The following is a 22,837-nucleotide window of genomic DNA, read 5'->3' as shown; positions in this document are numbered from 1 at the left end:
TGCGCTGCAACCTGCTGCACCTATGATCGGTCGCCTTGTGGTGGTCGGTCTGGGGTTGATCGGTGGTTCGTTCGCCAAGGGCTTGCGTGAAAGCGGCCTGTGCCGTGAAGTGGTCGGCGTCGATCTGGACCCGCAATCGCGCAAGCTCGCGGTCGAATTGGGTGTGGTTGATCGCTGCGAAGAAGACCTGGCGGCAGCTTGCGTCGGCGCTGATGTGATTCAGCTGGCGGTGCCGATTCTGGCGATGGAAAAACTGCTCGCGCGTCTGGCTGTTATGGACTTGGGTGCGGCGATCCTCACGGATGTCGGCAGTGCCAAAGGCAACGTGGTGCGCGCCGCGACTGAGGCGTTCGGCGGCATGCCGGCGCGCTTTGTGCCGGGGCACCCGATCGCCGGTTCCGAGCAGAGCGGGGTAGAGGCCTCGAATGCCGAGCTGTTCCGCCGGCACAAGGTGATCCTGACGCCGCTTGAGCAAACCGATCCTGCCGCCTTGGCAGTGGTTGACCGGCTCTGGCGCGAACTGGGCGCCGATGTCGAGCACATGCAGGTCGAGCGTCACGACGAAGTGCTTGCCGCGACCAGTCATCTGCCGCACCTGCTGGCCTTCGGTCTGGTCGATTCGTTGGCCAAGCGCAATGAAAATCTGGAGATCTTCCGTTACGCTGCCGGTGGTTTTCGCGATTTCACAAGAATCGCCGGAAGCGACCCGGTGATGTGGCACGACATCTTCCTCGCCAACCGCGAGGCTGTCCTGCGCACACTCGATACATTTCGCAGCGCCCTCGACGCCTTGCGCGACGCGGTCGATGCAGGGGATGGGCACCAATTGTTGGGCGTTTTCACGCGCGCCCGGGTTGCCCGCGAGCATTTCAGTAAAATCCTGGCCCGCAGGGCCTATGTGGACGCTATGAATTCCAACGATCTGATCTTCCTGGCTCAACCTGGTGGCCGCCTGTCCGGTCGGATTCGCGTACCGGGTGACAAATCGATTTCCCACCGTTCGATCATGCTCGGCTCGCTGGCCGAAGGCGTCACCGAAGTCGAAGGCTTCCTCGAGGGCGAAGACGCCCTGGCGACCTTGCAGGCGTTTCGCGACATGGGTGTGGTCATCGAAGGCCCGCACCACGGCCGCGTGACCATTCACGGTGTTGGCCTGCACGGCCTGAAACCTGCGCCGGGCCCGATCTACCTGGGCAACTCCGGCACGTCGATGCGTCTGCTCTCCGGACTGCTGGCGGCGCAGAACTTCGACAGTGTTTTGACGGGTGATGCTTCGCTTTCGAAGCGCCCGATGAACCGCGTGGCCAATCCGCTGCGGGAAATGGGCGCCGTGATCGAAACCGCCGCTGAAGGTCGTCCGCCGATGACCATTCGCGGTGGCCACAAGCTCAAAGGCCTGACCTACACCATGCCGATGGCCAGCGCTCAGGTGAAATCCTGCCTGCTGCTTGCCGGTCTCTACGCCGAAGGCAAGACCACCGTCACCGAACCTGCGCCGACCCGTGACCACACCGAGCGCATGCTGCGTGGCTTCGGCTATCCGGTCAGCGTCGACGGCGCCACGGCTTCGGTCGAATCTGGCGGCAAGCTCACCGCGACTCACATCGAAGTACCGGGCGACATCTCGTCGTCGGCGTTCTTCCTGGTCGCGGCCTCGATTGCTGAGGGTTCTGAGTTGGTGCTCGAGCACGTCGGCATCAACCCGACCCGTACTGGCGTAATCGATATCCTGCGTCTGATGGGCGCCGATATCACCTTGGAGAACCAGCGTGAAGTCGGTGGCGAGCCAGTGGCTGACTTGCGCGTTCGGGCAGCTAAACTCAAAGGTATCGAGATTCCGCAAGCGCTGGTGCCGCTGGCCATCGACGAATTCCCGGTACTGTTCGTCGCTGCTGCGTGTGCCGAAGGGCGTACCGTGCTGACCGGCGCCGAAGAGCTGCGGGTCAAGGAATCCGACCGGATTCAGGTCATGGCGGATGGTTTGCTGGCGCTGGGCGTCAAGTGCGAACCGACCCCGGACGGCATCATCATCGACGGCGGCCAGATCGGCGGCGGTGAAGTGCATGGTCACGGCGACCACCGTATCGCCATGGCTTTCAGCGTCGCTTCGTTGCGCGCTACCGCACCGATCCGCATCCATGATTGCGCCAACGTCGCGACCTCGTTCCCCAACTTCCTCGCGCTGTGCGGGCAAGTCGGCATTCGTGTGGCACAAGAGGCTCAGTCGTGAAAAACATTGCACCGGTCATCACCATCGATGGGCCAAGCGGCTCCGGCAAAGGCACGGTCGCCGGGATTCTGGCCAAGCGTCTGGGCTGGAACCTGCTGGATTCCGGTGCGCTTTATCGATTGCTCGCGTTTGCTGCGCACAACCATGGCGTCGACCTGACCAATGAAGAACTGCTGAAGACATTGGCCGCTCATCTGGATGTGCAGTTCATTGCCGCGACCGAAGGTCAGCTGCAGCGGATCATTCTGGAAGGCGACGAAGTCAGCGATGTCATCCGCACCGAAAGCGTCGGCTCCGGCGCTTCGCAAGTGGCTGCACTGCCCGCCGTGCGCGAGGCGCTGCTGCAGCGTCAGCGCGCATTCCAGGAAGCACCGGGCCTGGTGGCCGACGGCCGCGACATGGGCACGGTGGTTTTTCCGGACGCGCCGCTGAAGATTTTCCTCACCGCCAGCGCCGAGGAACGGGCGCGCCGCCGATATTTGCAGTTGAAGGGCAAAGTCGAGGGTGTTAGTCTGTCGAGTCTGCTAGATGAGATCCGTGCACGCGATGAGCGTGACACCCAGCGCGCAGTAGCCCCGCTCAAGCCGGCGGCCGACGCGATTCAGCTGGATTCCACGGAGCTTTCCATCGATCAGGTGCTTGAACGCATCATGAGCGAGATCGCCATTCGCGATATCGCCGGGTGACCAAGAGGGTCGCAGGGGACCAGTCATAGTCCTGCGGTGCCTCTTTTAAATGAAACTAACCCACACCGTCTGGGGTGTGGAGATGGGCGTTTACTTCGCCCTCATCTACAGGAATTAAAATGAGCGAAAGCTTTGCGGAACTCTTTGAAGAAAGCCTGAAAACCCTGAACCTTCAGGCAGGCTCCATCATCACCGGTGTTATCGTTGATATCGATTACCAGGCTCGCTGGGTAACCGTTCACGCTGGTCTGAAGTCTGAAGCACTCATCCCGCTTGAGCAGTTCTACAACGATGCTGGCGAACTGAACATCAACGTTGGTGATGAAGTTCACGTTGCTCTGGATTCGGTTGAAGACGGCTTTGGCGAAACCAAGCTGTCCCGTGAAAAAGCCAAGCGCGCTGAATGCTGGATCGTTCTGGAAGCAGCCTTCGCAGCCGAGGAAGTGGTCAAGGGCGTTATCAACGGTAAGGTTAAAGGCGGCTTCACTGTCGACGTTAACGGCATCCGTGCGTTCCTGCCAGGTTCCCTGGTTGACGTCCGTCCAGTGCGCGACACCACGCACCTGGAAGGCAAAGAGCTGGAATTCAAGGTCATCAAGCTGGACCAGAAGCGCAACAACGTTGTCGTTTCCCGTCGCAGCGTCCTCGAAGCCGAGAACTCCGCCGAGCGTGAAGCTCTGCTGGAATCCCTGCAGGAAGGCCAGCAAGTCAAAGGTATCGTCAAAAACCTCACCGATTACGGCGCATTCGTCGATCTGGGTGGCGTGGACGGTCTGCTGCACATCACCGACATGGCCTGGAAGCGCATCAAGCATCCTTCCGAGATCGTCAACGTTGGTGACGAAATCGACGTCAAGGTTCTGAAATACGATCGCGAACGCAACCGTGTTTCCCTGGGCCTGAAGCAACTGGGCGAAGATCCATGGGTTGCTATCAAAGCCCGTTACCCAGAAGGCACTCGCGTTACCGCTCGTGTAACCAACCTGACCGACTACGGCTGCTTCGCTGAGCTGGAAGAAGGCGTTGAAGGTCTGGTACACGTTTCGGAAATGGACTGGACCAACAAGAACATCCACCCTTCGAAAGTCGTACAAGTCGGCGACGAAGTGGAAGTCATGGTTCTGGACATCGACGAAGAGCGTCGTCGTATCTCCCTGGGCATCAAGCAGTGCAAGTCGAACCCATGGGAAGACTTCTCTGGCCAGTTCAACAAGGGCGACAAGATCTCCGGCACCATCAAGTCGATCACCGATTTCGGTATCTTCATTGGTCTGGACGGCGGCATCGACGGTCTGGTTCACCTGTCCGACATCTCCTGGAACGAAGTGGGCGAAGAAGCCGTACGTCGTTTCAAGAAGGGCGACGAGCTGGACACCGTCATCCTGTCGGTTGACCCAGAGCGCGAGCGCATCTCCCTGGGCATCAAGCAACTGGAAAGCGATCCGTTCTCCGAGTACGTCTCGGTTAACGACAAGGGCGCTATCGTGACCGGTACCGTGAAAGAAGTTGACGCCAAAGGCGCCATCATCGTTCTGGCCGACGACATCGAAGCTACCCTGAAAGCCTCCGAAATCAGCCGTGACCGCGTTGAAGACGCGCGCAACGTTCTGAAAGAAGGTCAGGAAGTTGAAGCCAAGATCATCAGCGTTGACCGCAAGAGCCGCGTAATCCAGCTCTCGATCAAGTCGAAAGACGACGCTGAAGAGAAAGAAGCTATCCAGAGCCTGAAAGCAGCTCCGGAAGGCGAAGCAGCTGACACCACTATGGCGGCACTGCTGCGTCAAGCAATGGCCAAACAGAACTAAGTTCTGCTTGATCATGAAAAAGGGCGACTTCGGTCGCCCTTTTTTGTGTCTGCGATTTAGTCTTTGTACGTCCGTGCATGAAACCAATGCCGACACCTGTAGGTCTGTTTCTTTAATCGGATCAATCGCCTATTCGCGACTAAGCTTGGTCTTGAGCATTAGTCGTCAGGCTTGCCTGGCATAAGGAAGTGGATGAACAAGTTACTTGTTGTTGCAATGGTTTTGGCCCTGGCAGGGTGCACCACCAGTGCGAAAACCCATGCGGTCCGCGGCGTCAGTGGTATCGAGGTTGACTGCTCCGGTCTGGGCTCTAGTTGGGAAAAGTGCCAGAAGCGTGCAGCGAAGGAGTGCAAAGGCAAGGGCTACAAGGTCATCACCCGTTCTGATGATGCCAAAGATGAAGACGAATACCCGTTCGGCTTCAATCCCGCAGGCTTCGTAACCCGGACCATGCTGGTGATGTGTCGTTAGGTGAGCAGCGATCCGACTCGCCAAGGGGATGCCCTGAAAATGGGCGTTTTGACGCCGGGGAAGATATGTCAATCCCTGGGCTGTTCAAATTCTTCCGGGCATGCTAAAACCTTTCAAGCGCTGATCTAGCTGCTTGAAAAAGAAGGGAAAAATATGACGAAGTCGGAGTTGATCGAACGAATTGTCACCCATCAAGGGCTACTCTCATCCAAGGATGTGGAGCTGGCCATCAAGACCATGCTTGAACAAATGTCTCAGTGCCTCGCCACCGGTGATCGTATCGAGATCCGTGGATTTGGCAGCTTCTCCCTGCACTACCGCGCACCGCGCGTCGGCCGCAATCCAAAGACCGGCCAGTCGGTAAGTCTGGACGGTAAATTCGTTCCGCATTTCAAACCGGGCAAGGAATTGCGTGATCGCGTTAACGAGGAAGAGGAGGAGGGCGCTTGATCTTCGCTATTCAAATTCGAGGGCGCGTGAATGCGTAATCTGAAACGCATACTGCTTGGCGTTTTTCTTCTGCTAATGGTTCTGGTTGTTCTGGCGTTTGTACTGGAAAACCAGCAATCGGTTTCGCTTTTGTTTCTGGGCTTTTCCGGCCCGCAGTTGCCAGTGTCGGTTGTTGCAGTGTTGGCGTTGCTGATCGGTATGTTGATCGGTCCAATTTTGGGTTGGTTTCTGGGACGCTCGTCCAGAGCTGCACGCAAGCGACTGGTCTGAAAGCGACAGGCGCACGGCATCTGTCGAAATTGCGCCTCAGCCTGTCTTTATCCATTAGTAAAAGCATCATTAAGCTGTAAAATGCGTCCCTTGTTCGATCGTGCCTTAATGCACGTCGATTCAGACTGACTCTGACGGATGCCAACTGATAGTGGCTTCTGCATTCATGGATTAGACCGCGCTCGCTGGCAGCGCTGTCCGCAGCTCAAGGGTATCGTTTCGCGTGAAAATTCTAGTTACCGGCGGCGCCGGCTTCATTGGCTCGGCAGTCATCCGTCACATCATCTCCAACACTTCAGATGCAGTCGTTAACGTCGACAAGCTGACCTACGCCGGCAATCTGGAGTCCCTGGCAGAAGTCAGCCAGAATTCGCGTTACGCCTTCGAACGTGTCGATATCTGCGATCGTGACCAGATCGACCGTGTCCTGCGTGAACACCAACCTGATGCAATCATGCACCTGGCCGCAGAATCCCACGTCGACCGCTCGATCTCCGGCCCGTCTGAGTTTATCCAGACCAACATCATCGGTACCTACACGCTGCTCGAAGCGGCGCGTCATTACTGGGCTGCTCTGGACGACACCCGCAAAGCCAACTTCCGCTTCCACCACATTTCGACCGACGAAGTTTACGGAGACCTCGAAGGTCCGGAAGACCTCTTCACCGAAACCACCCCGTATCAGCCAAGCTCGCCGTACTCGGCCAGTAAAGCCAGCTCCGACCACCTGGTTCGTGCCTGGGCCCGCACTTACGGCCTGCCGACACTGGTCACCAACTGCTCGAACAATTACGGCCCATGCCACTTCCCTGAGAAGCTGATCCCGCTGATCATTCTCAACGCACTGGAAGGCAAGCCGCTGCCGGTGTATGGCAAAGGTAATCAGGTTCGTGATTGGTTGTACGTCGAGGATCACGCGCGCGCACTGTACAAAGTCGTCACTGAAGGCGTCATCGGCGAGACTTACAACATCGGTGGTCATAACGAAAAACAAAATATCGAAGTGGTGCATACCCTGTGTGCGTTGCTCGATGAGTTGCGTCCTGACTCGGCCCATCGTCCGCATGCCAGCCTTATCACTTATGTTCAGGATCGTCCTGGTCATGACGTGCGTTATGCGATCGATGCGAGCAAGATTCAGCGTGAGCTGGGTTGGACCCCCGAGGAAACCTTCGATTCAGGCATCCGTAAGACCGTCGAGTGGTATCTGAATAATACTGAGTGGGTAGATCACGTGAAGAGCGGCAGCTACCAGCAGTGGATTGATCAGAACTATGCGGATCGCTCGAACAAGGCATGAGAATTCTTTTGTTGGGTAAGAATGGTCAAGTGGGATGGGAGCTGCAACGCTCTCTGGCTCCGCTTGGCGAGTTGATTGCTCTGGACCGTATAGCGCGTGATGGGTTGTGTGGAGACCTGTCGGATCCGGACGCCTTGCGCACAACAGTCCGGCAAATCAATCCCGATGTCATTGTTAATTCGGCTGCATATACCGCCGTTGACAAGGCTGAATCCGAGGCCGATCTAGCCTTGCTTGTGAACGGCCAAGCGGTCCAGGTCTTGGCTGAAGAAGCCGCCATGTCTAGTGCCTGGCTGATTCATTATTCGACCGACTACGTATTCAGTGGTACGGGTTCCTCGCCATGGCTGGAAACGGATTCGGTCGGGCCGCTGAACAAGTACGGCAAAAGTAAGCTGGCAGGCGAGCAAGCGATCATTGCCTCGGGCTGCAAGCATCTGATCTTTCGCACGAGTTGGGTCTATGGATCTCGGGGCAATAACTTTGCGAAGACGATGATCCGTCTGGCCAAAGACCGGGATACGCTCAATGTTGTCTCGGATCAGATCGGCGCTCCCACAGGGGCCGATCTGATAGCCGATGTCACTGCTTTGGCCATTCGCCAGGTGCCGCGGCAGCCCGAGCTTTCTGGCGTTTATCATTTGGCAGCCAGCGGTGAAGTGTCCTGGCACGAGTATGCCTCGCACGTCATTGCTTTCGCTTTGGCCAACGGTGAGCAGCTCGCAGTAACAGCCGTTAACCCAATTGAGACGATCGCTTACCCCACACCGGCGCAACGGCCATTGAACTCGCGTTTGAATACGCAGAAGTTGCGTGACAAATTTTCTCTACACTTGCCGGATTGGCAAAGTGGCGTAAACCGAATGCTTAGGGAAGTTCTGAATAAATGACCACGACAAATCGTAAAGGCATCATCCTCGCTGGTGGCTCGGGCACTCGATTGCATCCGCTGACTCTTGGTGTATCCAAGCAGATGCTGCCGATCTACGACAAGCCGATGATCTTCTATCCATTGTCAGTACTGATGCTGGCAGGTATGCGCGAGATTCTGATTATCTCGACACCGGAAGATTTGCCTTGTTTCCGCAAACTGCTGGGTGATGGCAGCGTTTACGGGATCAAGCTCACCTATGCTGAGCAGCCTAGTCCAGACGGCCTTGCGCAGGCATTCATCATTGGTGAAGAATTCATCGGTAATGATCCTTGCTGCCTGATTCTCGGCGACAATATTTTCTATGGTCAGCACTTCTCGGATAACTTGCGCTCTGCCAGCTCTCAGCAGAAAGGGGCCACCGTATTCGGCTATCACGTCTCAGATCCGGAGCGTTTTGGTGTTGTCGAGTTCGACAATACCGGTCGGGCGTTAAGTATTGAAGAGAAACCGCTAAAACCAAAGTCCAACTATGCAGTAACCGGGCTGTATTTCTACGATAACGACGTGGTCGAGATAGCCAAAAGTATCAAACCTTCCGATCGTGGCGAACTTGAAATCACCGATGTAAACCGTGCATACCTGGAGCGTAAGACACTCAACGTCGAAATGCTCGGGCGTGGTTTCGCCTGGCTAGATACTGGAACGCATGATTCTCTACTGGAAGCCAGCCATTTTGTGCACACCATTGAGCAACGCCAAGGCCTGAAAGTAGCTTGTCTTGAAGAGATTGCCTTTCACAACGAATGGATTACCGCTGAGCGGTTGGGCGCTCAAGCTGATGCACTAAAGAAGACTGGCTATGGCCAATACCTGCAGAAGCTACTGGACTCACCATCTCGCTGATTCGAGCGCTAAGTCTTTTCGAGTCGAAGCATTTTAACCGGTGCAAGCAGGAATGGCATGCCAGTAAAACATCCGAAGGTCGCGGTTTTGCTGGCTGCCTACAACGGCATGCAGTGGATTGAGGAGCAATTGGCTTCGATCCACTGCCAATCTGCGGTAGATGTCAGTATCCATATCAGTATCGACACCTCCGACGATGGCACCCAAGCATGGTGCGAGTCATTCGCCGCCTTGCACTCAAATGTAAATGTGTTACCGGCGATTGGGCGGTTCGGTGGTGCTTCCCGTAATTTTTTTCGTTTGATGCGCGACGTGAACATTGAAGCGTACGACTTCGTCGCATTTGCTGACCAAGATGATGTGTGGCATTCGGATAAACTTAAGAGAGCAACCGAAATGCTTCGCGGACAAGCTGTTGATGCCTATTCTAGTAATGTGACGGCTTTCTGGCCGAACGGGCGAACCCTGCTACTTGATAAAGCACAACCTCAAGTTGAGTGGGACTATTTGTTCGAGGCGGCGGGGCCGGGCTGTACCTATGTCTTTAGCCAGCAGTTGGCTAGCGTGTTAAAAGCATCAATCGTTGAAAATTGGCGGGCAATCCAGGGTGTGAGTCTGCATGATTGGTATTGTTACGCCTTTTCGCGAAGTCACGGCTACAACTGGCTGATCGATCCTCGTCCTTCAATGCAATACCGGCAACATGAACGAAATCAGGTGGGGGCGAATACTGGCATTAACCCGTTAATTGCTCGTTACAAGACCATCCATGATGGCTGGTGGTTCTCTCAAGTCAAGCTGATAGCGCGCCTAGTGGGGGCGACAGAGACGCCATTCGTCAGTAGCTGGTTTAAGTTGGGTAGAAAAGAGTTGCTTGCTTTGTCTTTGAGCGCCCACAGATGTCGGCGGAGGCTTCGTGACAAGATACTTTTCTTTTTTGTATGTTTGGCAACTGCAGTTATTGGAAGTAAAGCCAAATGAGCGTTTCCCGAGTAATGGTCACAGGGGTGAGCGGTTTTGTCGGCGAAGCTGTTGTTTACAGACTGCTCCTTGATCGGCGGCACACTCCGGTAGCAGCTTCGCGTGGTAGAACGCGACTGGATGGCCTCTGTCATGTTGTGCCTTTCGAGTTGGGGGGCGCAGTCACAATGCCTTCAATGAGTGGCGTGGAAGTGTTGGTGCACGCAGCCGCTCGTGTTCATGTCATGAATGACCAGGCAGTTGATGTGCTTGCCGAGTTTCGACGCATTAACGTCGACGGTACCGTCAGCCTTGCGCGATGTGCTGCCGCCGCTGGAGTAAAGCGCTTCATTTTTATCAGCTCGATTAAAGTCAATGGAGAGTCAACCGAACCGGGAAAGCCGTTTCATGCTGATTTAAAGCCGCAGCCGATGGACCCTTACGGTATCTCGAAGATGGAAGCGGAGCTGGCGTTACGGAACGTTGCAAAAGAGACCGGGATTGAAGTGGTGATCATCCGCCCTCCGTTGGTGTATGGTCCGGGCGTGAAGGCGAACTTCCTTAATATGATGCGTTGGCTGGACAGGGGGATCGTGCTGCCCTTTGGCGCGATTAATAATCGGCGGAGTCTGGTGGCAATCGGTAACCTTGTTGACCTACTGGTAACTTGTATTGACCATCCTGCGGCGCCAGGGCATACGTTTCTGGTCAGCGATGACTCGGATATGTCTACCACTCAGTTGCTCGACAACATGGCAAGTGCACTTGGCAAAAAAGCGCGTCTTTTGCCGTTGCCAGTGTGGCTGCTTAATACTGTGGCGTCGAGTTTTGGAAAGCGAAGTGTTGCCCAGCGGCTGTGTTCGTCCCTGCAAGTAGATATCAGCAAAACCAGACAGGTGCTCGGCTGGGCTCCGCCTGTCTCCGTCGTGAAGGCGCTGCGCCAAACTGCATGTTATTACCGGGACTTAAAAAACAAATGATTGTCTGGTGGCTATTAGGGATGGTTTTTGCGGTTTCCTGTGGGTTGACCTTGGTGCTTCGTCGTTATGCATTGGCCAAAAGCCTCGTGGATATTCCTAATCAGCGAAGTTCTCATACTGTTCCTACTCCGAGGGGAGGAGGGGTGGCAATTGTTGCGGCTTTTTCCCTAGCGCTGCCTTTTGTGGGATGGATGGAGTGCGTGGAAGGAACTTCGTTATTAGGCGTGCTGGGTGGCGGTATTATAGTCGCGATCATTGGCTTTGCGGATGATCATGGGCATATCGACGCCAAGTGGCGGCTTCTTGGGCACTTTATAGCCGCCGCTTGGACGTTGTATTGGCTCAATGGACTAGCACCGATACAGTTATTTGGTGAAATGATTGATCTTTCGATGATAGGAAGCGTGTTGGCCGCTTTCTTTCTGGTATGGATGCTCAATCTCTATAATTTTATGGATGGCATCGATGGTTTGGCGAGTGCGGAGGCCATTAGTGCGTGTCTGGGGATGTGTTTGGTTTACTGGTGGTTCGGTACCACAAATCTGATTTGGGGGCCGCTGACCCTGATCGGGGCCGTCGCAGGGTTCTTTTGCTGGAATTTTCCTCCTGCACGCATTTTTATGGGAGATGCAGGCAGTGGATTCTTGGGATTTATTTTGGGCGCACTAGCGTTAGAGTCCGCCTGGGTTCGGCCGGAGCTCTTATGGTGCTGGATAATACTTCTAGGTGTTTTCATTGTTGATGCGACGTTGACTCTGTTGAGGAGATTGTTCCGCGGAGAAAAGGTCTATCAGGCGCATAGAAGTCATGCCTATCAACATGCATCGCGGCGATACCAGAGTCATCTGGCGGTCACATCGATTGTAGTGTTGATCAACTTGCTCTGGTTGTTGCCAATTGCATTAATGGTGGGGGCTGGTTGGTTGGGAGGTGGACTGGGTTGTCTGATAGCCTTTTTTCCGTTGGCCGTGCTGGCGTGCAAATTCAAGGCGGGAGTGGCAAGCTGACCCGTCGTTTTGCGAACATGCTCCGAAGAATCTGTCTGATTGGTATTTTACCTTGCTGCGGATAGCTCTATATTTTATTGAGTATCGCGGCGGCAATCAGGCTGATGTTGCCTTTGATTGTTTGCCGATAAACTCCGCTTTTCAGCATAAGGCGAAGTCTAGATAGCAGGCCGCTTTTGCGCGCCGCTTCAAATCGTTCAAGGGTCTGTCTATTGTTTTCTGTGAGCTCCATTCTGACGGAGTCCAAGACAATCAGGTTCTGAGTACTCCACTCGCTGAAGCGTCCGGTAAGCATTTTTGAGATGCGAATGACCTTATTCTTCAAGGTCGCGTTCGCTCCAATGAGGTTGGCCTCGTGCTGTCGATAAAGGAGTGTAGGGATTTGATCAAAGACTACGCCGCCGCCACACCCTGTAACCAACTGATAGACGAGCCAATCATGTGCTACGACCGGAGCATCGTCGGCAACTCGGCACATTAAGTCTCGAGTTGCATTGTTAATCAGCATAGTGTTGGCGCCGGCTAGACTTTGAACCAGCGAGTTTTCAAAGCAGGGTCGCATTTTGAAGGATGGAGAAAACCCCATTAGTGCAAGATCGGAATTGACCAGCCTTGTTCTTGAGCAGTAAAGGTGAGGCTTGTTCAGTGGAGTCCGAGGAATTTTAGCGATACTTCGACTGAGCTTGTCATCAAGCCAGACGTCGTCTTGATCGCTAAATGCGAAGTAGTCAGCGGTAATTTCTCGATTTTTAATCAGTGACAGAAAGTTTTTTGCAAAGCCTTGCCGGGGGCCATGCGATATTACAAGTTTTCCCTCGCCCAGTTCACTCTTGTACTCCTCGAGAATCTCCAGTGTGGAGTCGGTAGAGCCGTCATCCGACACATGGATTGACCAGTTTCTATGAGTTTGGGTAACGAAGGAATCCAGTTGCTCTCTAAGAAAGCGCTCACCATTGTAAGTACAAAGAAGTATTGCTACTTTCTTGCTGCCTAATGGCTGTTCAGGTTCTGAAGAATGGGTGGAATCCCAGTCGAAGCCGTCTTCTGTGTGCTCTGCCATGATAGAAATCTCTTGCGTCTCGGTCATGTAGCGCATGGCTCCATCAGGAAAAGGCGCGTACGTTTGCGGGTAACTTTTGTAAGCAAGTTACAGTATTAACTATGGGTGTGTTCTAGGGGAGTTTAACAGCATCGGCGGCCTAGTGGCGAGCGGCACAGCAGGGGGAGGAGCGGCGTCTCTTTCGTTTGATGAGGGTTCCATTCCGTTCAGCGGTCGTAATTCACGGGAGAAAAGGGATACAATGCGGTGGTTAACAGGTTCAGGGACCAGAGCGGTGATCGAGCGAATCGATGGATAAATTACGTTCATTTCTGCTGGGGTTGCCACGCAGGCAGAAGCGCCTGCTACAGGTAACGAGCGACGTTGTGCTCGTTTGGCTGGCACTCTGGTTGGCGTTCATCGTCCGCTTGGGCATTGATGACATGTACAATCCGATCAGGGTGCATACATGGCTGTTCATAAGTGCACCAGTTGTCGCGATCCCGCTCTTCATACGTATCGGAATGTATCGTGCGGTGATGCGCTATTTCGGCAATGATGCGCTGATCGCGATTGTCAAGGCTGTAAGCCTGTCGTCATTGATACTGGCGGTCGTCGTCTACTGGTACAGCAACCACTCGAGTGTGGTGCCCCGCTCCATCATTTTCAATTACTGGTGGTTAAGCCTTGTTATTATTGGCGGATTGCGTCTTTGCATGCGCCAGTATTTTATGGGCGATTGGTTTTCGGCTGCCCAGCATGTGCCCTTCACAAATCGCGATGACGGTTTGATTAGGGTTGCAGTCTATGGCGCGGGAGTGGCGGGTAATCAACTGGTTGCTGCTTTGCGCATGGGGCGGGTAATGCGGCCGGTCGCTTTTATTGATGATGATACCAGTATTGCAGACAGGTCTATTTCCGGGCTTCAGGTTTATAAGCCAAAGCATATACAACAAATGATTGATGTGACGGGAGCTCAGGAGATTCTCTTGGCTCTTCCTTCGTCGACGCGGGCGCGTCGTCGTGAAATTCTGAACTTTCTCGAAGGTTTTCCACTGCATATCCGAAGTGTGCCCAATTTCACCGACCTGGCCAGTGGTCGAGTGAAAGTCGATGATATTCAAGAAGTGGACATAGCGGATCTCCTGGGTCGGGATTCAGTGCCCGCGCGAGCAGATTTGCTGGCACATTGTATAAAAGGCAAGGTTGTAATGGTGACGGGTGCCGGTGGCTCGATCGGTGCAGAGCTTTGTCGACAGATTTTTCTATTAGGGCCCACTGCGCTGTTGTTGTTCGATCACAGTGAATTCAACCTTTACAATATCTTAACTGAGCTTGAAGGCCGAAAAGACCGCGAGTCCATCTCGATACGTTTGCTTCCGATTCTCGGCTCTATTCGTCATCCGCATAAACTTCAGGATGTGATGAAAACTTGGAAAGTTGATACCGTTTATCACGCTGCGGCTTATAAACATGTACCAATGGTGGAACATAACATCGCCGAAGGCGTTCTCAATAACGTCATTGGAACCTTGAACACTGCACAGGCCGCATTGCAAACCGGGGTGTCGAATTTTGTCCTCATTTCTACCGACAAAGCAGTTCGCCCTACTAACATTATGGGGAGCACAAAGCGGCTGGCCGAGTTGATACTGCAAGCATTGAGTCGGGAGGCGGCGCCGGTATTGTTTGGAGACAAAGCCAATATCTCACGAGTGAACAAAACCCGCTTCACGATGGTGCGTTTTGGCAATGTACTTGGCTCGTCTGGCTCTGTGATTCCGCTTTTTCATAGCCAAATCAAATCAGGCGGTCCTTTGACGGTCACGCATCCAAAAATCACACGGTATTTCATGACTATTCCCGAGGCAGCCCAATTGGTGATCCAGGCCGGATCGCTGGGGCAGGGGGGGGATGTTTTCGTACTCGATATGGGCGAGCCGGTAAAGATTGTCGAGCTTGCGGAGAAAATGATCCACCTCTCGGGATTGAGCGTTCGTTCGGACAAAAATCCTAAGGGTGATATAGCTATCGAGTTCACCGGTCTGCGTCCGGGCGAAAAGCTCTATGAGGAGTTATTGATAGGCGACAATGTTTCAGCTACACCTCATCCCATGATTATGCGTGCGGATGAAGATCATGTGGCGTGGGACATAATGAAAACTCGATTGGGTGAATTACTGGCCGCGGTTGAGGCGGACGACTATTCACGTGTTCGTCAACTCCTCCGGGAAACGGTTAGCGGGTACTCGCCTGACGGTGAGATTGTTGACTGGATTTACCAGCAACGCAGTCTTGATCCCTGAGGGCCTTCCACCTTGCCCTGCAGGGCCACCGGTATGCTTGGGGGGGATTTTACGGTATCCTCGGCCGGCATTTGGGGGCCCTGTTTGCCTCGGCGTTGCCAAGGCTCAAGCCAGTTCGTTCGAGAGATACTCAGCTATTCGTAGCATTGAAATGCAATCATTTTTAACAGACCTAAGTAGTCGTTTTGCTCGTCGGGGCGTTTATGAATATTACAGTTACGAAGCCGTTTGTCCCTCCTCTTGGTGAGTTTCAGACTTATCTTCAAGGGGTTTGGGAGCGTGAATGGTTTACCAACAATGGGCCGTTGGTAAACGAGCTTGAATTAAAACTCAAGGAAAAGCTTGAAGTTGATCATTTGCTGTTTCTCAGCAATGGTACTATCGCGCTTCAAATTGCAATTCGCGCGCTCGATTTGCAAGGTGAAATTATTACCACACCTTTCAGTTATGTTGCTACCACTTCCAGTATTGTTTGGGAGCGTTGTGATCCTGTTATGGTTGATATTTGCCCGGATACTTTAAATATTGATCCGGCTAAAATCGAGCAAGCGATCACGTCGCGAACTTCTGCTATCTTGGCAACGCATGTATTCGGAAACCCATGTGATGTTGAAGCGATTGAGAAAATTGCACATAAGCACCAGTTGCGCGTTATTTATGATGCCGCTCACGCGTTTGGTACTCAATATAAAAAGCGCTCGCTGCTGGCTTATGGTGATGTCGCGACCTGTAGTTTTCACGCGACTAAACTTTTTCATACGATTGAAGGCGGGGCTGTAACCACGTCCAATCCGGATATCCTGAAAAATATGGCAATGATGCGGAATTTTGGCCATTCCTCGCTTACCGAGTTCGGCGGCGTGGGCGTGAATGGCAAAAACTCCGAGGTGCACGCCGCCATGGGTTTGACGAATCTCAAATATGTCGAAGAGATTCTGCAGGTGCGCAAAGAGCTGTGTGAGCATTACAAGTCTGGCCTTACTGAACTTCCAATCCGGTTTCAGAAAATCGCTGAAGACACTGATTACAACAACTCATATTTCCCCGTGATATTCGAGAGTGAGAATACGCTTCTGCATGTTATGGCAGAGCTGAATTTGAATAATGTCTACCCAAGACGTTATTTCTATCCTTCATTGTCAGAGCTGCCGTATGTAAATGATCAGCGGTCTCCGATCTCTGAGGATATTTCTCGTCGAATTATTTGTCTGCCTCTATACCACACGCTGTCGCGAGAAGAGATAGACATGATTTGTCGTATTATCAAGAGATCTATCAGGTATTAAAATTGGGCAAGGTAAAGCGAGAGAGATAGTGGGTTGTCATTGATACGTCTACCGTCTCTCTTGAATCAGAGTTTGCTGTCATACATTTAGGGGGCCTTGCTCTCCTCCTGTGTAAGAACGGATTCAGTCATGTTATGGGTTTAAGTAGGGAAGTGATGCGACATGTCGGAAAAAACGCCCAATATATCAGTTCTCTTGGTTACGTTTAACCATCAAAAGCATATTCGGCAGGCTTTGGATGCCCTAATCGGACAGCGTTTTGATGGCACAATTGAGTTGGTCATTGCTGATGACAAATCAACTGATGATACGCTCACTATAATCAGAGAGTACGAAGGGAGGGACGCCCGCTTTGCTTTCAAATATCTTGATTACAGTGAAAACCTGGGAATAACCAAAAACTACAAACGTGGTTTTGCTGCATGTACTGCAGAATACGTGGCGGTCTTGGAGGGGGATGACTACTGGACCAGCCCTCTAAAACTGCAGCGTCAGGCGGAATTCTTGAGAGATCACTGGGAGTCTGATCTTTGCTCTGTCAATTATTTTGTTTATATTGAGGACAGTGCTCAGCTAAGTGCGCGTGTAGTCGCGTCCCAAGGCTACAGATTGATCAGCGCTCGCGAGTTAATAGCTGATAATATCGTCGGAAATTTTTCAACCTGTATGTATCGACGAAGTGCATTATCCCGTGTACCCGAAAAATTATTTGATATTAAGTCTTATGACTGGATCACCAACATCGTGATCGCGAAGAGCACCCTTATAGGTTTCCTTGAAGAACCAATGTCGGTGTACCGTCTACATGGCGGAGGAGTTTGGACGCAAACCCCCCATATTGAAAAGTTGAAAGCGCAGCTCGATATATTGCCTGCTTACGATGAGTTAACCGAATTTGTTTTTCATGAGGACTTCGAGAAATTGGGAACTCATCTACGACATTTAATCAAGGTTTCGCAGATTGGTCATGCTACTGAGGCCGTGAGCCAACCTGTTTTGCGAGCAGTTCCTGCCTTTGTTCGATATACGCCTCCGATCATTTTGATGATGTTGAAATTGATAGTTCCAGTGGCAGTCAAGGGTTTGCTTTCACGAGTTTTGAGTCGGAGCCGATAATGATAAAACCTACCGTTTCTGTAGTAATGGCTACCTACAATCATGCTGGCTTTGTTGCCGAGACGATAAAAAGTGTACTTGCCCAGACTGGTGTCGATTTCGAGTTTTTGATTGGCGATGATGGTTCGTCTGATTCAACTAGAGATGTGGTTGCGAAATTCCACGATGATAGAATCACTTTTTTTCCATCAGAAGTTAACAAGGGTGCCTGTGTTGTCACCAATGATTTGATTTCCAAGGCCTCTGGTGAGTTTGTCGCATTAATCAACTCAGATGACTATTGGATTGGCCAGGATAAGCTTTCATTCCAAGTACAATTTATGCGGGAAAATCCGGAGATTGGTGCCTGCTTTGGCAAAGCAAAATTTGTCGACAAGGAAGGTAAAGATATTGATAAGAACACGATTCCTTGGGGAGGAGTTTTTGATCAGCCAAACCGTAGTCAAGGAGCTTGGCTTCGTCATTTTTTCGATTTAGGCAACTGCATTTGCCACCCCACGATGCTTATCAGGCGTTCGTGTTTTGAACGGTTGGGGATGTACAATAATCGGCTTCGCCAGCTCCCTGACATGGATATGTGGATACGTTTGGTAAAAAATTACCCTATCCATATTTTTGATAAAAAGCTCATTTGCTTTCGAGTGATGCCTGGTGAAAACGCGAGTAGCCAAACCGTCTCGAATTCGATCAGAACAATAAATGAGCATTATCTGCTTGCGGAAAATTTCTTTGCTGATGTTACTTCTAAGCAGCTTCAGGATGGCTTTTCAGATGTGCTGAGGAATAAAGATATACCGTCTGATATACATCTTGATATTGAGAAGGCTCTGTTGTTGATGAACTACAATCAATGGTTGGGCAAGCCCTATCAAATGATCGGGATGTTGAAGCTGAACGAACTTCTTAATAGTCCCCAGCACTCCAAAGTCATGACGGAACAATATGCTTTGGATGATAGATGGTTTCAAAAAGAGTTAGGTGAAATCGACGTTCTGCGACCAAAGGTAGTAGCGGTAATAAGTCAACAAAAATCTCGCGCTCTACGTGTTCTGCAACGCGTATTTGCTCGACTCGGTAGGTAGTATTTTCCGCAATATCGCAGAATGTTACCCCAGTACCCAATGCGGAGAAAAGGTATTTGAAAAAATAGGGTTTTCAATCGCCAGGATGTAAAAAAGTAAAACAAATCAATATGTAGCTTCCATTATAAACCGGTTTTTTCTAGTTTAGTGCGGTTGGTGTGTTTATATAGCCATTCGCGAAGGTCCTTACATATGTTTCTATCATTTTTGGATTCGTGAATGGAAGTTGAAAATGAAGCCGGAGAGTCCTGCTACCTCATGTGGGACGATCATTCATTTCAAATTCTAACAAAAATGGTGACGAAGCCTTGCTCGCTCGTTTAAAATATGATGCGCCTAGGTTATAAGCTGATTTGTTTCTCGAAATTCGGCGTGACAAATTTGGTGGAAGATTTTACAGCGAGACGCTTTAGATCGGCGATGAATGATTAGAGACATTATTTGATATAAGTGACGAGGAGAGGCGCGCTTCTCCTTCGTCGAAGTTTCAACTGGATATGGCTTGAATAATGACTAATAGTTTAATAAGTAACGCTTTGATTGATATCGCTTCTGCAACAAAGCGTTTTCAACTTGTCGGTATGCTTGGGTGGCAAGATGTTAGGCAGAGATACCGCCGCTCTTCATTGGGGGCATTCTGGCTGACTGTTAGTATGGCAGTGATGATTGCTTCCATCGGCTTGGTGTTTGGGCAAATTTTTAATACACCCATGCAGGAATATTTGCCCTTTTTGGCGATTGGTATCGTGCTATGGGGATTCATGTCCTCTATCGTCTCGGAAGGGTGCGTTGCATTTACTTCTGCAGAGGCAATTATTAAGCAGCTTAATATTCCAATGTTTGTGCATGTGCTGCGTTGTTTTTGGAGAAATACAATTGTGTTGGCACATAACATCGTAATTGTGCCTATTGTGTTTCTTATAGTTGGTAAATCGTTGACATTGTCAATGCTGCTGGTAGTGCCAGGTTTCCTGCTGTTGGCCATTAATATGCTATGGATATCTTTGGTGCTAGGGGTTTTGAGCACCCGGTTTCGCGATATCACTCAAATAATTGTCAACGCAACTCAGGTGATATTTTATCTGACCCCTATCATGTGGGCGCCGTCACTTCTTCCCGCACGGCATGCCGCGTATCTACTAAGTTTTAATCCGGTTTATCATTTGTTAGAGATTACGCGCGGGCCGCTTCTCGGCAATGTTCCTTCGTCGCAAAGTTGGATTTTTGCTGCTGTAATGGCAGTCATTGGGTGGACGGTTGCTGTTATGGTTTTTAATCGCTATATGCGCCGCATTCCTTATTGGCTCTAACGGATATCTATCATGGCTTCTATTGATTTTACGAATGTTACGGCCGAGTTCCCTATTTATAACGCCAATGGCCGCTCGCTGAAAAAACGCCTTATACAGGTCGCAACGGGTGGTACTCTATCCGCTGATGACAGAGGGCACGTGGTGGTCCGTGCTCTTGAGGGCCTTTCTTTCTCTTTGAAAGATGGTGACAGAGTGGGCATATTGGGCCACAACGGCGCCGGCAAGAGTACATTGCTTCGGTTACTTTCCGGTGTATTTTCCCCTACCTCAGGGATTGCGGAAATTCACGGTGAAGTTGGATCCCTGATCGACATTTCATTAGGTATCGATCACGAAGCCACCGGTAGAGAAAATATTTACTATCGGGCTGCGTTGTTAGGGATAAGTAAGTCAGAAATTGAAAAACGTTTTGAAGAGATTGTGGAGTTTTCAGAACTGGGCGATTTCATCGATATGCCGACCCGCACCTATTCTTCAGGTATGCACCTGAGATTGGCGTTTTCTGTTTCGACGATTATTTCACCAGAAATACTCTTGATGGATGAATGGCTTGCGGTTGGAGATGAAAATTTTAAGCATAAAGCGCAAGAGCGAATGACCGATATACTTAACTCAACCAAGATTCTTGTTGTAGCTACCCATTCGCGCGAGCTGGTTTTAAATACGTGTAATCGTGCCATTTGGTTAGAGCACGGAAAAATCCGTATGGACGGAGATTCTGAGTCGGTCTCTGCGGCATATTTTGGTTTCTAGCTGATCAAAGAACGCTGCCTCGATAATGTAAATCGATCCAGTTATATGGGGCGCTGCTATGCAACTATACAAAGTGCGTTTATGCAGGGTAGTGAATACCCGTAGGTGACTATAGTGGGAAACTTGAAAAAGTACTTGAGTGAGGTAATCGGTCATTTTCTGATACGTAATAAAGACGTTCGGAATGAGTCAAATGTGGAAAAAGTAGAAGCTCCCTTGTTGACTCCTTTTCAAATGGCTTGTATCGAACTTTTTGATAAAGAATACTATCTTTCAAGTTACCCGGATATTGGATTAGCAGGCGTCGATCCGCTGCAACATTTCATTGATACTGGCTATTACGAAGGTAGGATGCCGCTGTCTATTACCAGTGATGGCGCCGTACGGAAAATTGACAAAGCTCTGTCGCTGGATCCAGAACACAAAAGTGCAATTGGGTTGAAGCTCACACTTGATTTCTACAATACAAATGTAGATCTAATAATATCAACTCTGAATTGGTTTTTGTCTAAAGAGTCAAGCCAAGAATTGACCGAGATATATTCCGATCTCTTGGAAATGACAGCGCTGAAAGTTTTTCTAAGTCTCTATCAGGATGCTGAAAAAGATAACTCACTATCTGCTCAGTTGTTATGCGAAAAACTATCTCATATCCTTCCACTATCCGGACTTATAAAGCTCCTGTTGGCGTTGCTAGCCTTCCGGGCGGATAAAATAGCTCTAGCTGATAGATACCTATCTTTACCTGGGATATTGGATTCAGTCCCGCCAGAGTTGAGTAATCTTCTTAATGAAGCATCCTCAGCGTTGAAGGAGGCCAAACTCGTTAACGGTTCGGTTTGCCTGCACAGCGACCTGCTGTTACTAGACACTTCCTTCCCTTCCAAGATTTCTTCATTTCGTTATGGAGAGTTTCTTAGCTATTTGGGAGAAATTCAAGGATGTAGTATACACGTCAAGCCGGAGAACTTGACTCGATATGGTGAAAATCTCAAATTTCATCAGCAGGTGGAAAATCTGATGACGGAAACCAAAATATCCAGTGACCGCCTGAGATATTTTGATGTAGATGCTATCGGTAGTCCCAAAGTAGCCTATTGTGTCTTTTTAAATCTGGCTGATTACTTTTACTCAAAGGTCGGTATACCGTCGGCCCAGCATTTATTGTTCACCCTTTATCCAGGAGGGGGCTTTAATCTGAATGACGAAGACTCCAACTCGAAACTAAGACGTCTTTGCGGTAATCCAAAGCTCACAAAAATTATTACAACTCAAGTAGCAACTTACCGCTATTTGATTGAAGGCGAATTTTGTACTGCTGATCGAATTCAACACATATATGGCGGCATTATTCCAGAAGTGTTCAAGATGGATCCTGGGACTATTATTCCTAGGGATTTGGAAAAACCTTTGGATGTTTGCTTTGTAGCGCAGCGGTATTCTGCTACGGGAGCCGAAAAGGGCTACGATGTATTTGTAGAAGTCGTCAAAAGGTTTTCGAATAATCCGAATATTCGATTTCACGTAGTGGGCGGGTTTGACGCCTCTATTTTAGATATAGGTGACGCTCAGAATATTACCTACTACGGTGCGCGTCCGGCTGATTTTTTTGATCAGTTTTATAAGCGGATGGATCTGATCTTGTCGCCAAATATACAAGCGTCCGCACTAGATCCAACCCAACCGGAATCGTTCGACGGGTTTCCCACTACTGCTGTAGTCGAGGCAGGCCTGAGGGGCGTAGCGGTGTTTCTGACAGACTTTAAAGGTTTTAATCAGCATCTTGATGGAAGCCCAATATTTAGAAGTGACGAAATGGTAGTTATTAATCGAGATGTCGATATGATTTGTTCTCTCATTAATAAATATCTGAATGATCGCACGGGGCTATTTGAATTGGGAGTTGCTGGCAGAAAGTCTATATTGAGAGAGTTTAGTTATGAGGTTCAAATGCGTCCTAGAATTGAGCTCATCAATAGATGTCTTGCCGACTCGTACTGAGACCT

General features: G+C 50.7%; 20 protein-coding genes. 19 read left to right on the top strand and 1 reads right to left on the bottom strand.

Features of this window, described 5'->3' with window-relative positions; translation table 11 throughout:
• Window positions 1-22: 22 nt before the first annotated feature.
• From GXB78_RS10500 to GXB78_RS10445, 12 genes are all read left to right on the top strand, one after another.
• Window positions 23-2,230: a bifunctional prephenate dehydrogenase/3-phosphoshikimate 1-carboxyvinyltransferase gene (locus tag GXB78_RS10500; protein WP_329515496.1), complete on the top strand. Its 2,208-nt coding sequence runs from the start codon at window positions 23-25 to the stop codon at window positions 2,228-2,230.
• On the top strand, window positions 2,227-2,916 hold the full coding sequence (cmk, locus tag GXB78_RS10495; RefSeq protein ID WP_024013869.1) for a (d)CMP kinase: 690 nt from the start codon (window positions 2,227-2,229) through the stop codon (window positions 2,914-2,916). Before GXB78_RS10500 ends, cmk begins: the two co-directional genes overlap by 4 nt.
• Before the next feature lie 119 nt (window positions 2,917-3,035).
• Window positions 3,036-4,721 (top strand): 30S ribosomal protein S1, encoded by a 1,686-nt coding sequence (gene rpsA / locus GXB78_RS10490; protein ID WP_016770920.1) that lies wholly within the window; start codon window positions 3,036-3,038, stop codon window positions 4,719-4,721.
• Window positions 4,722-4,913: 192 nt separating this feature from the next.
• On the top strand, window positions 4,914-5,192 hold the full coding sequence (locus GXB78_RS10485; RefSeq protein ID WP_253504200.1) for a hypothetical protein: 279 nt from the start codon (window positions 4,914-4,916) through the stop codon (window positions 5,190-5,192).
• A gap of 153 nt (window positions 5,193-5,345) precedes the next feature.
• Window positions 5,346-5,642: an integration host factor subunit beta gene (ihfB, locus tag GXB78_RS10480; protein WP_007950920.1), complete on the top strand. Its 297-nt coding sequence runs from the start codon at window positions 5,346-5,348 to the stop codon at window positions 5,640-5,642.
• A 30-nt stretch (window positions 5,643-5,672) separates the two neighbouring features.
• Window positions 5,673-5,912 (top strand): LapA family protein, encoded by a 240-nt coding sequence (locus GXB78_RS10475; protein WP_076563762.1) that lies wholly within the window; start codon window positions 5,673-5,675, stop codon window positions 5,910-5,912.
• A 223-nt stretch (window positions 5,913-6,135) separates the two neighbouring features.
• On the top strand, window positions 6,136-7,212 hold the full coding sequence (rfbB, locus tag GXB78_RS10470; RefSeq protein ID WP_329515335.1) for a dTDP-glucose 4,6-dehydratase: 1,077 nt from the start codon (window positions 6,136-6,138) through the stop codon (window positions 7,210-7,212).
• Window positions 7,209-8,102: a dTDP-4-dehydrorhamnose reductase gene (rfbD, locus tag GXB78_RS10465; RefSeq protein ID WP_329515334.1), complete on the top strand. Its 894-nt coding sequence runs from the start codon at window positions 7,209-7,211 to the stop codon at window positions 8,100-8,102. Before rfbB ends, rfbD begins: the two co-directional genes overlap by 4 nt.
• Complete coding sequence (gene rfbA, locus GXB78_RS10460; RefSeq protein ID WP_329515333.1) at window positions 8,099-8,989, top strand: glucose-1-phosphate thymidylyltransferase RfbA; 891 nt, start codon at window positions 8,099-8,101, stop codon at window positions 8,987-8,989. The genes rfbD and rfbA overlap by 4 nt, the downstream gene beginning before the upstream one ends.
• 57 nt (window positions 8,990-9,046) lie before the next feature.
• Complete coding sequence (locus GXB78_RS10455) at window positions 9,047-9,970, top strand: glycosyltransferase (RefSeq protein WP_329515332.1); 924 nt, start codon at window positions 9,047-9,049, stop codon at window positions 9,968-9,970.
• Complete coding sequence (locus GXB78_RS10450) at window positions 9,967-10,929, top strand: UDP-glucose 4-epimerase family protein (RefSeq protein WP_329515331.1); 963 nt, start codon at window positions 9,967-9,969, stop codon at window positions 10,927-10,929. Before GXB78_RS10455 ends, GXB78_RS10450 begins: the two co-directional genes overlap by 4 nt.
• A complete protein-coding gene (locus tag GXB78_RS10445; protein ID WP_329515495.1) occupies window positions 10,926-11,936 on the top strand; it encodes an MraY family glycosyltransferase in 1,011 nt (336 codons plus the stop codon). Before GXB78_RS10450 ends, GXB78_RS10445 begins: the two co-directional genes overlap by 4 nt.
• 67 nt (window positions 11,937-12,003) lie before the next feature.
• On the opposite strand, the gene GXB78_RS10440 is transcribed toward GXB78_RS10445, so the two are convergent.
• Window positions 12,004-13,023, bottom strand: coding sequence for a glycosyltransferase family 2 protein (locus GXB78_RS10440; protein ID WP_329515330.1), 1,020 nt, complete (start codon window positions 13,021-13,023; stop codon window positions 12,004-12,006).
• Window positions 13,024-13,286: 263 nt separating this feature from the next.
• Between GXB78_RS10440 and GXB78_RS10435 the strand changes: the two genes are divergently transcribed.
• The 7 genes from GXB78_RS10435 (at window position 13,287) to GXB78_RS10405 (ending at window position 22,832) form a co-directional block, all read left to right on the top strand.
• On the top strand, window positions 13,287-15,281 hold the full coding sequence (locus tag GXB78_RS10435; RefSeq protein ID WP_329515329.1) for a polysaccharide biosynthesis protein: 1,995 nt from the start codon (window positions 13,287-13,289) through the stop codon (window positions 15,279-15,281).
• A gap of 203 nt (window positions 15,282-15,484) precedes the next feature.
• Entirely contained in the window at window positions 15,485-16,567 is a 1,083-nt protein-coding gene (locus GXB78_RS10430) for a DegT/DnrJ/EryC1/StrS family aminotransferase (protein WP_329515328.1), read from the top strand.
• 162 nt (window positions 16,568-16,729) lie between these two features.
• The gene (locus GXB78_RS10425; protein WP_329515327.1) at window positions 16,730-17,683 is read left to right on the top strand and encodes a glycosyltransferase family 2 protein; all 954 of its coding nucleotides are present in this window, start codon (window positions 16,730-16,732) and stop codon (window positions 17,681-17,683) included.
• Window positions 17,683-18,765 (top strand): glycosyltransferase, encoded by a 1,083-nt coding sequence (locus GXB78_RS10420; protein ID WP_329515326.1) that lies wholly within the window; start codon window positions 17,683-17,685, stop codon window positions 18,763-18,765. The genes GXB78_RS10425 and GXB78_RS10420 overlap by 1 nt, the downstream gene beginning before the upstream one ends.
• 509 nt (window positions 18,766-19,274) lie before the next feature.
• A complete protein-coding gene (locus GXB78_RS10415; protein WP_329515325.1) occupies window positions 19,275-20,075 on the top strand; it encodes an ABC transporter permease in 801 nt (266 codons plus the stop codon).
• Window positions 20,076-20,087: 12 nt separating this feature from the next.
• Window positions 20,088-20,831, top strand: coding sequence for an ABC transporter ATP-binding protein (locus GXB78_RS10410; RefSeq protein WP_329515324.1), 744 nt, complete (start codon window positions 20,088-20,090; stop codon window positions 20,829-20,831).
• Window positions 20,832-21,026: 195 nt separating this feature from the next.
• Window positions 21,027-22,832 (top strand): glycosyltransferase family 4 protein, encoded by a 1,806-nt coding sequence (locus tag GXB78_RS10405; protein ID WP_329515323.1) that lies wholly within the window; start codon window positions 21,027-21,029, stop codon window positions 22,830-22,832.
• The last annotated feature ends 5 nt before the right edge of the window (window positions 22,833-22,837 follow it).

Origin of the sequence: Pseudomonas moraviensis subsp. stanleyae, from assembly GCF_036283065.1 — a bacterium.
Lineage (GTDB): Bacteria > Pseudomonadota > Gammaproteobacteria > Pseudomonadales > Pseudomonadaceae > Aquipseudomonas > Aquipseudomonas stanleyae.
Note: the sequence above shows the minus strand (reverse complement) of the source record. Positions and strands in the feature narration are given on the sequence as shown.

Bases quoted from the DNA above. Each gene is read 5' to 3' on its own strand.
- GXB78_RS10500 (WP_329515496.1), top strand. From the start codon at position 23: ATGATCGGTCGCCTTGTGGTGGTCGGTCTGGGGTTGATCGGTGGTTCG.
- rpsA (WP_016770920.1), top strand. From the start codon at position 3,036: ATGAGCGAAAGCTTTGCGGAACTCTTTGAAGAAAGCCTGAAAACCCTG.
- GXB78_RS10485 (WP_253504200.1), top strand. From the start codon at position 4,914: ATGAACAAGTTACTTGTTGTTGCAATGGTTTTGGCCCTGGCAGGGTGC.
- ihfB (WP_007950920.1), top strand. From the start codon at position 5,346: ATGACGAAGTCGGAGTTGATCGAACGAATTGTCACCCATCAAGGGCTA.
- GXB78_RS10475 (WP_076563762.1), top strand. From the start codon at position 5,673: ATGCGTAATCTGAAACGCATACTGCTTGGCGTTTTTCTTCTGCTAATG.
- rfbD (WP_329515334.1), top strand. From the start codon at position 7,209: ATGAGAATTCTTTTGTTGGGTAAGAATGGTCAAGTGGGATGGGAGCTG.
- rfbA (WP_329515333.1), top strand. From the start codon at position 8,099: ATGACCACGACAAATCGTAAAGGCATCATCCTCGCTGGTGGCTCGGGC.
- GXB78_RS10455 (WP_329515332.1), top strand. From the start codon at position 9,047: ATGCCAGTAAAACATCCGAAGGTCGCGGTTTTGCTGGCTGCCTACAAC.
- GXB78_RS10450 (WP_329515331.1), top strand. From the start codon at position 9,967: ATGAGCGTTTCCCGAGTAATGGTCACAGGGGTGAGCGGTTTTGTCGGC.
- GXB78_RS10445 (WP_329515495.1), top strand. From the start codon at position 10,926: ATGATTGTCTGGTGGCTATTAGGGATGGTTTTTGCGGTTTCCTGTGGG.
- GXB78_RS10440 (WP_329515330.1), bottom strand. From the start codon at position 13,023: ATGACCGAGACGCAAGAGATTTCTATCATGGCAGAGCACACAGAAGAC.
- GXB78_RS10435 (WP_329515329.1), top strand. From the start codon at position 13,287: ATGGATAAATTACGTTCATTTCTGCTGGGGTTGCCACGCAGGCAGAAG.
- GXB78_RS10430 (WP_329515328.1), top strand. From the start codon at position 15,485: ATGAATATTACAGTTACGAAGCCGTTTGTCCCTCCTCTTGGTGAGTTT.
- GXB78_RS10425 (WP_329515327.1), top strand. From the start codon at position 16,730: ATGTCGGAAAAAACGCCCAATATATCAGTTCTCTTGGTTACGTTTAAC.
- GXB78_RS10420 (WP_329515326.1), top strand. From the start codon at position 17,683: ATGATAAAACCTACCGTTTCTGTAGTAATGGCTACCTACAATCATGCT.
- GXB78_RS10415 (WP_329515325.1), top strand. From the start codon at position 19,275: ATGACTAATAGTTTAATAAGTAACGCTTTGATTGATATCGCTTCTGCA.
- GXB78_RS10410 (WP_329515324.1), top strand. From the start codon at position 20,088: ATGGCTTCTATTGATTTTACGAATGTTACGGCCGAGTTCCCTATTTAT.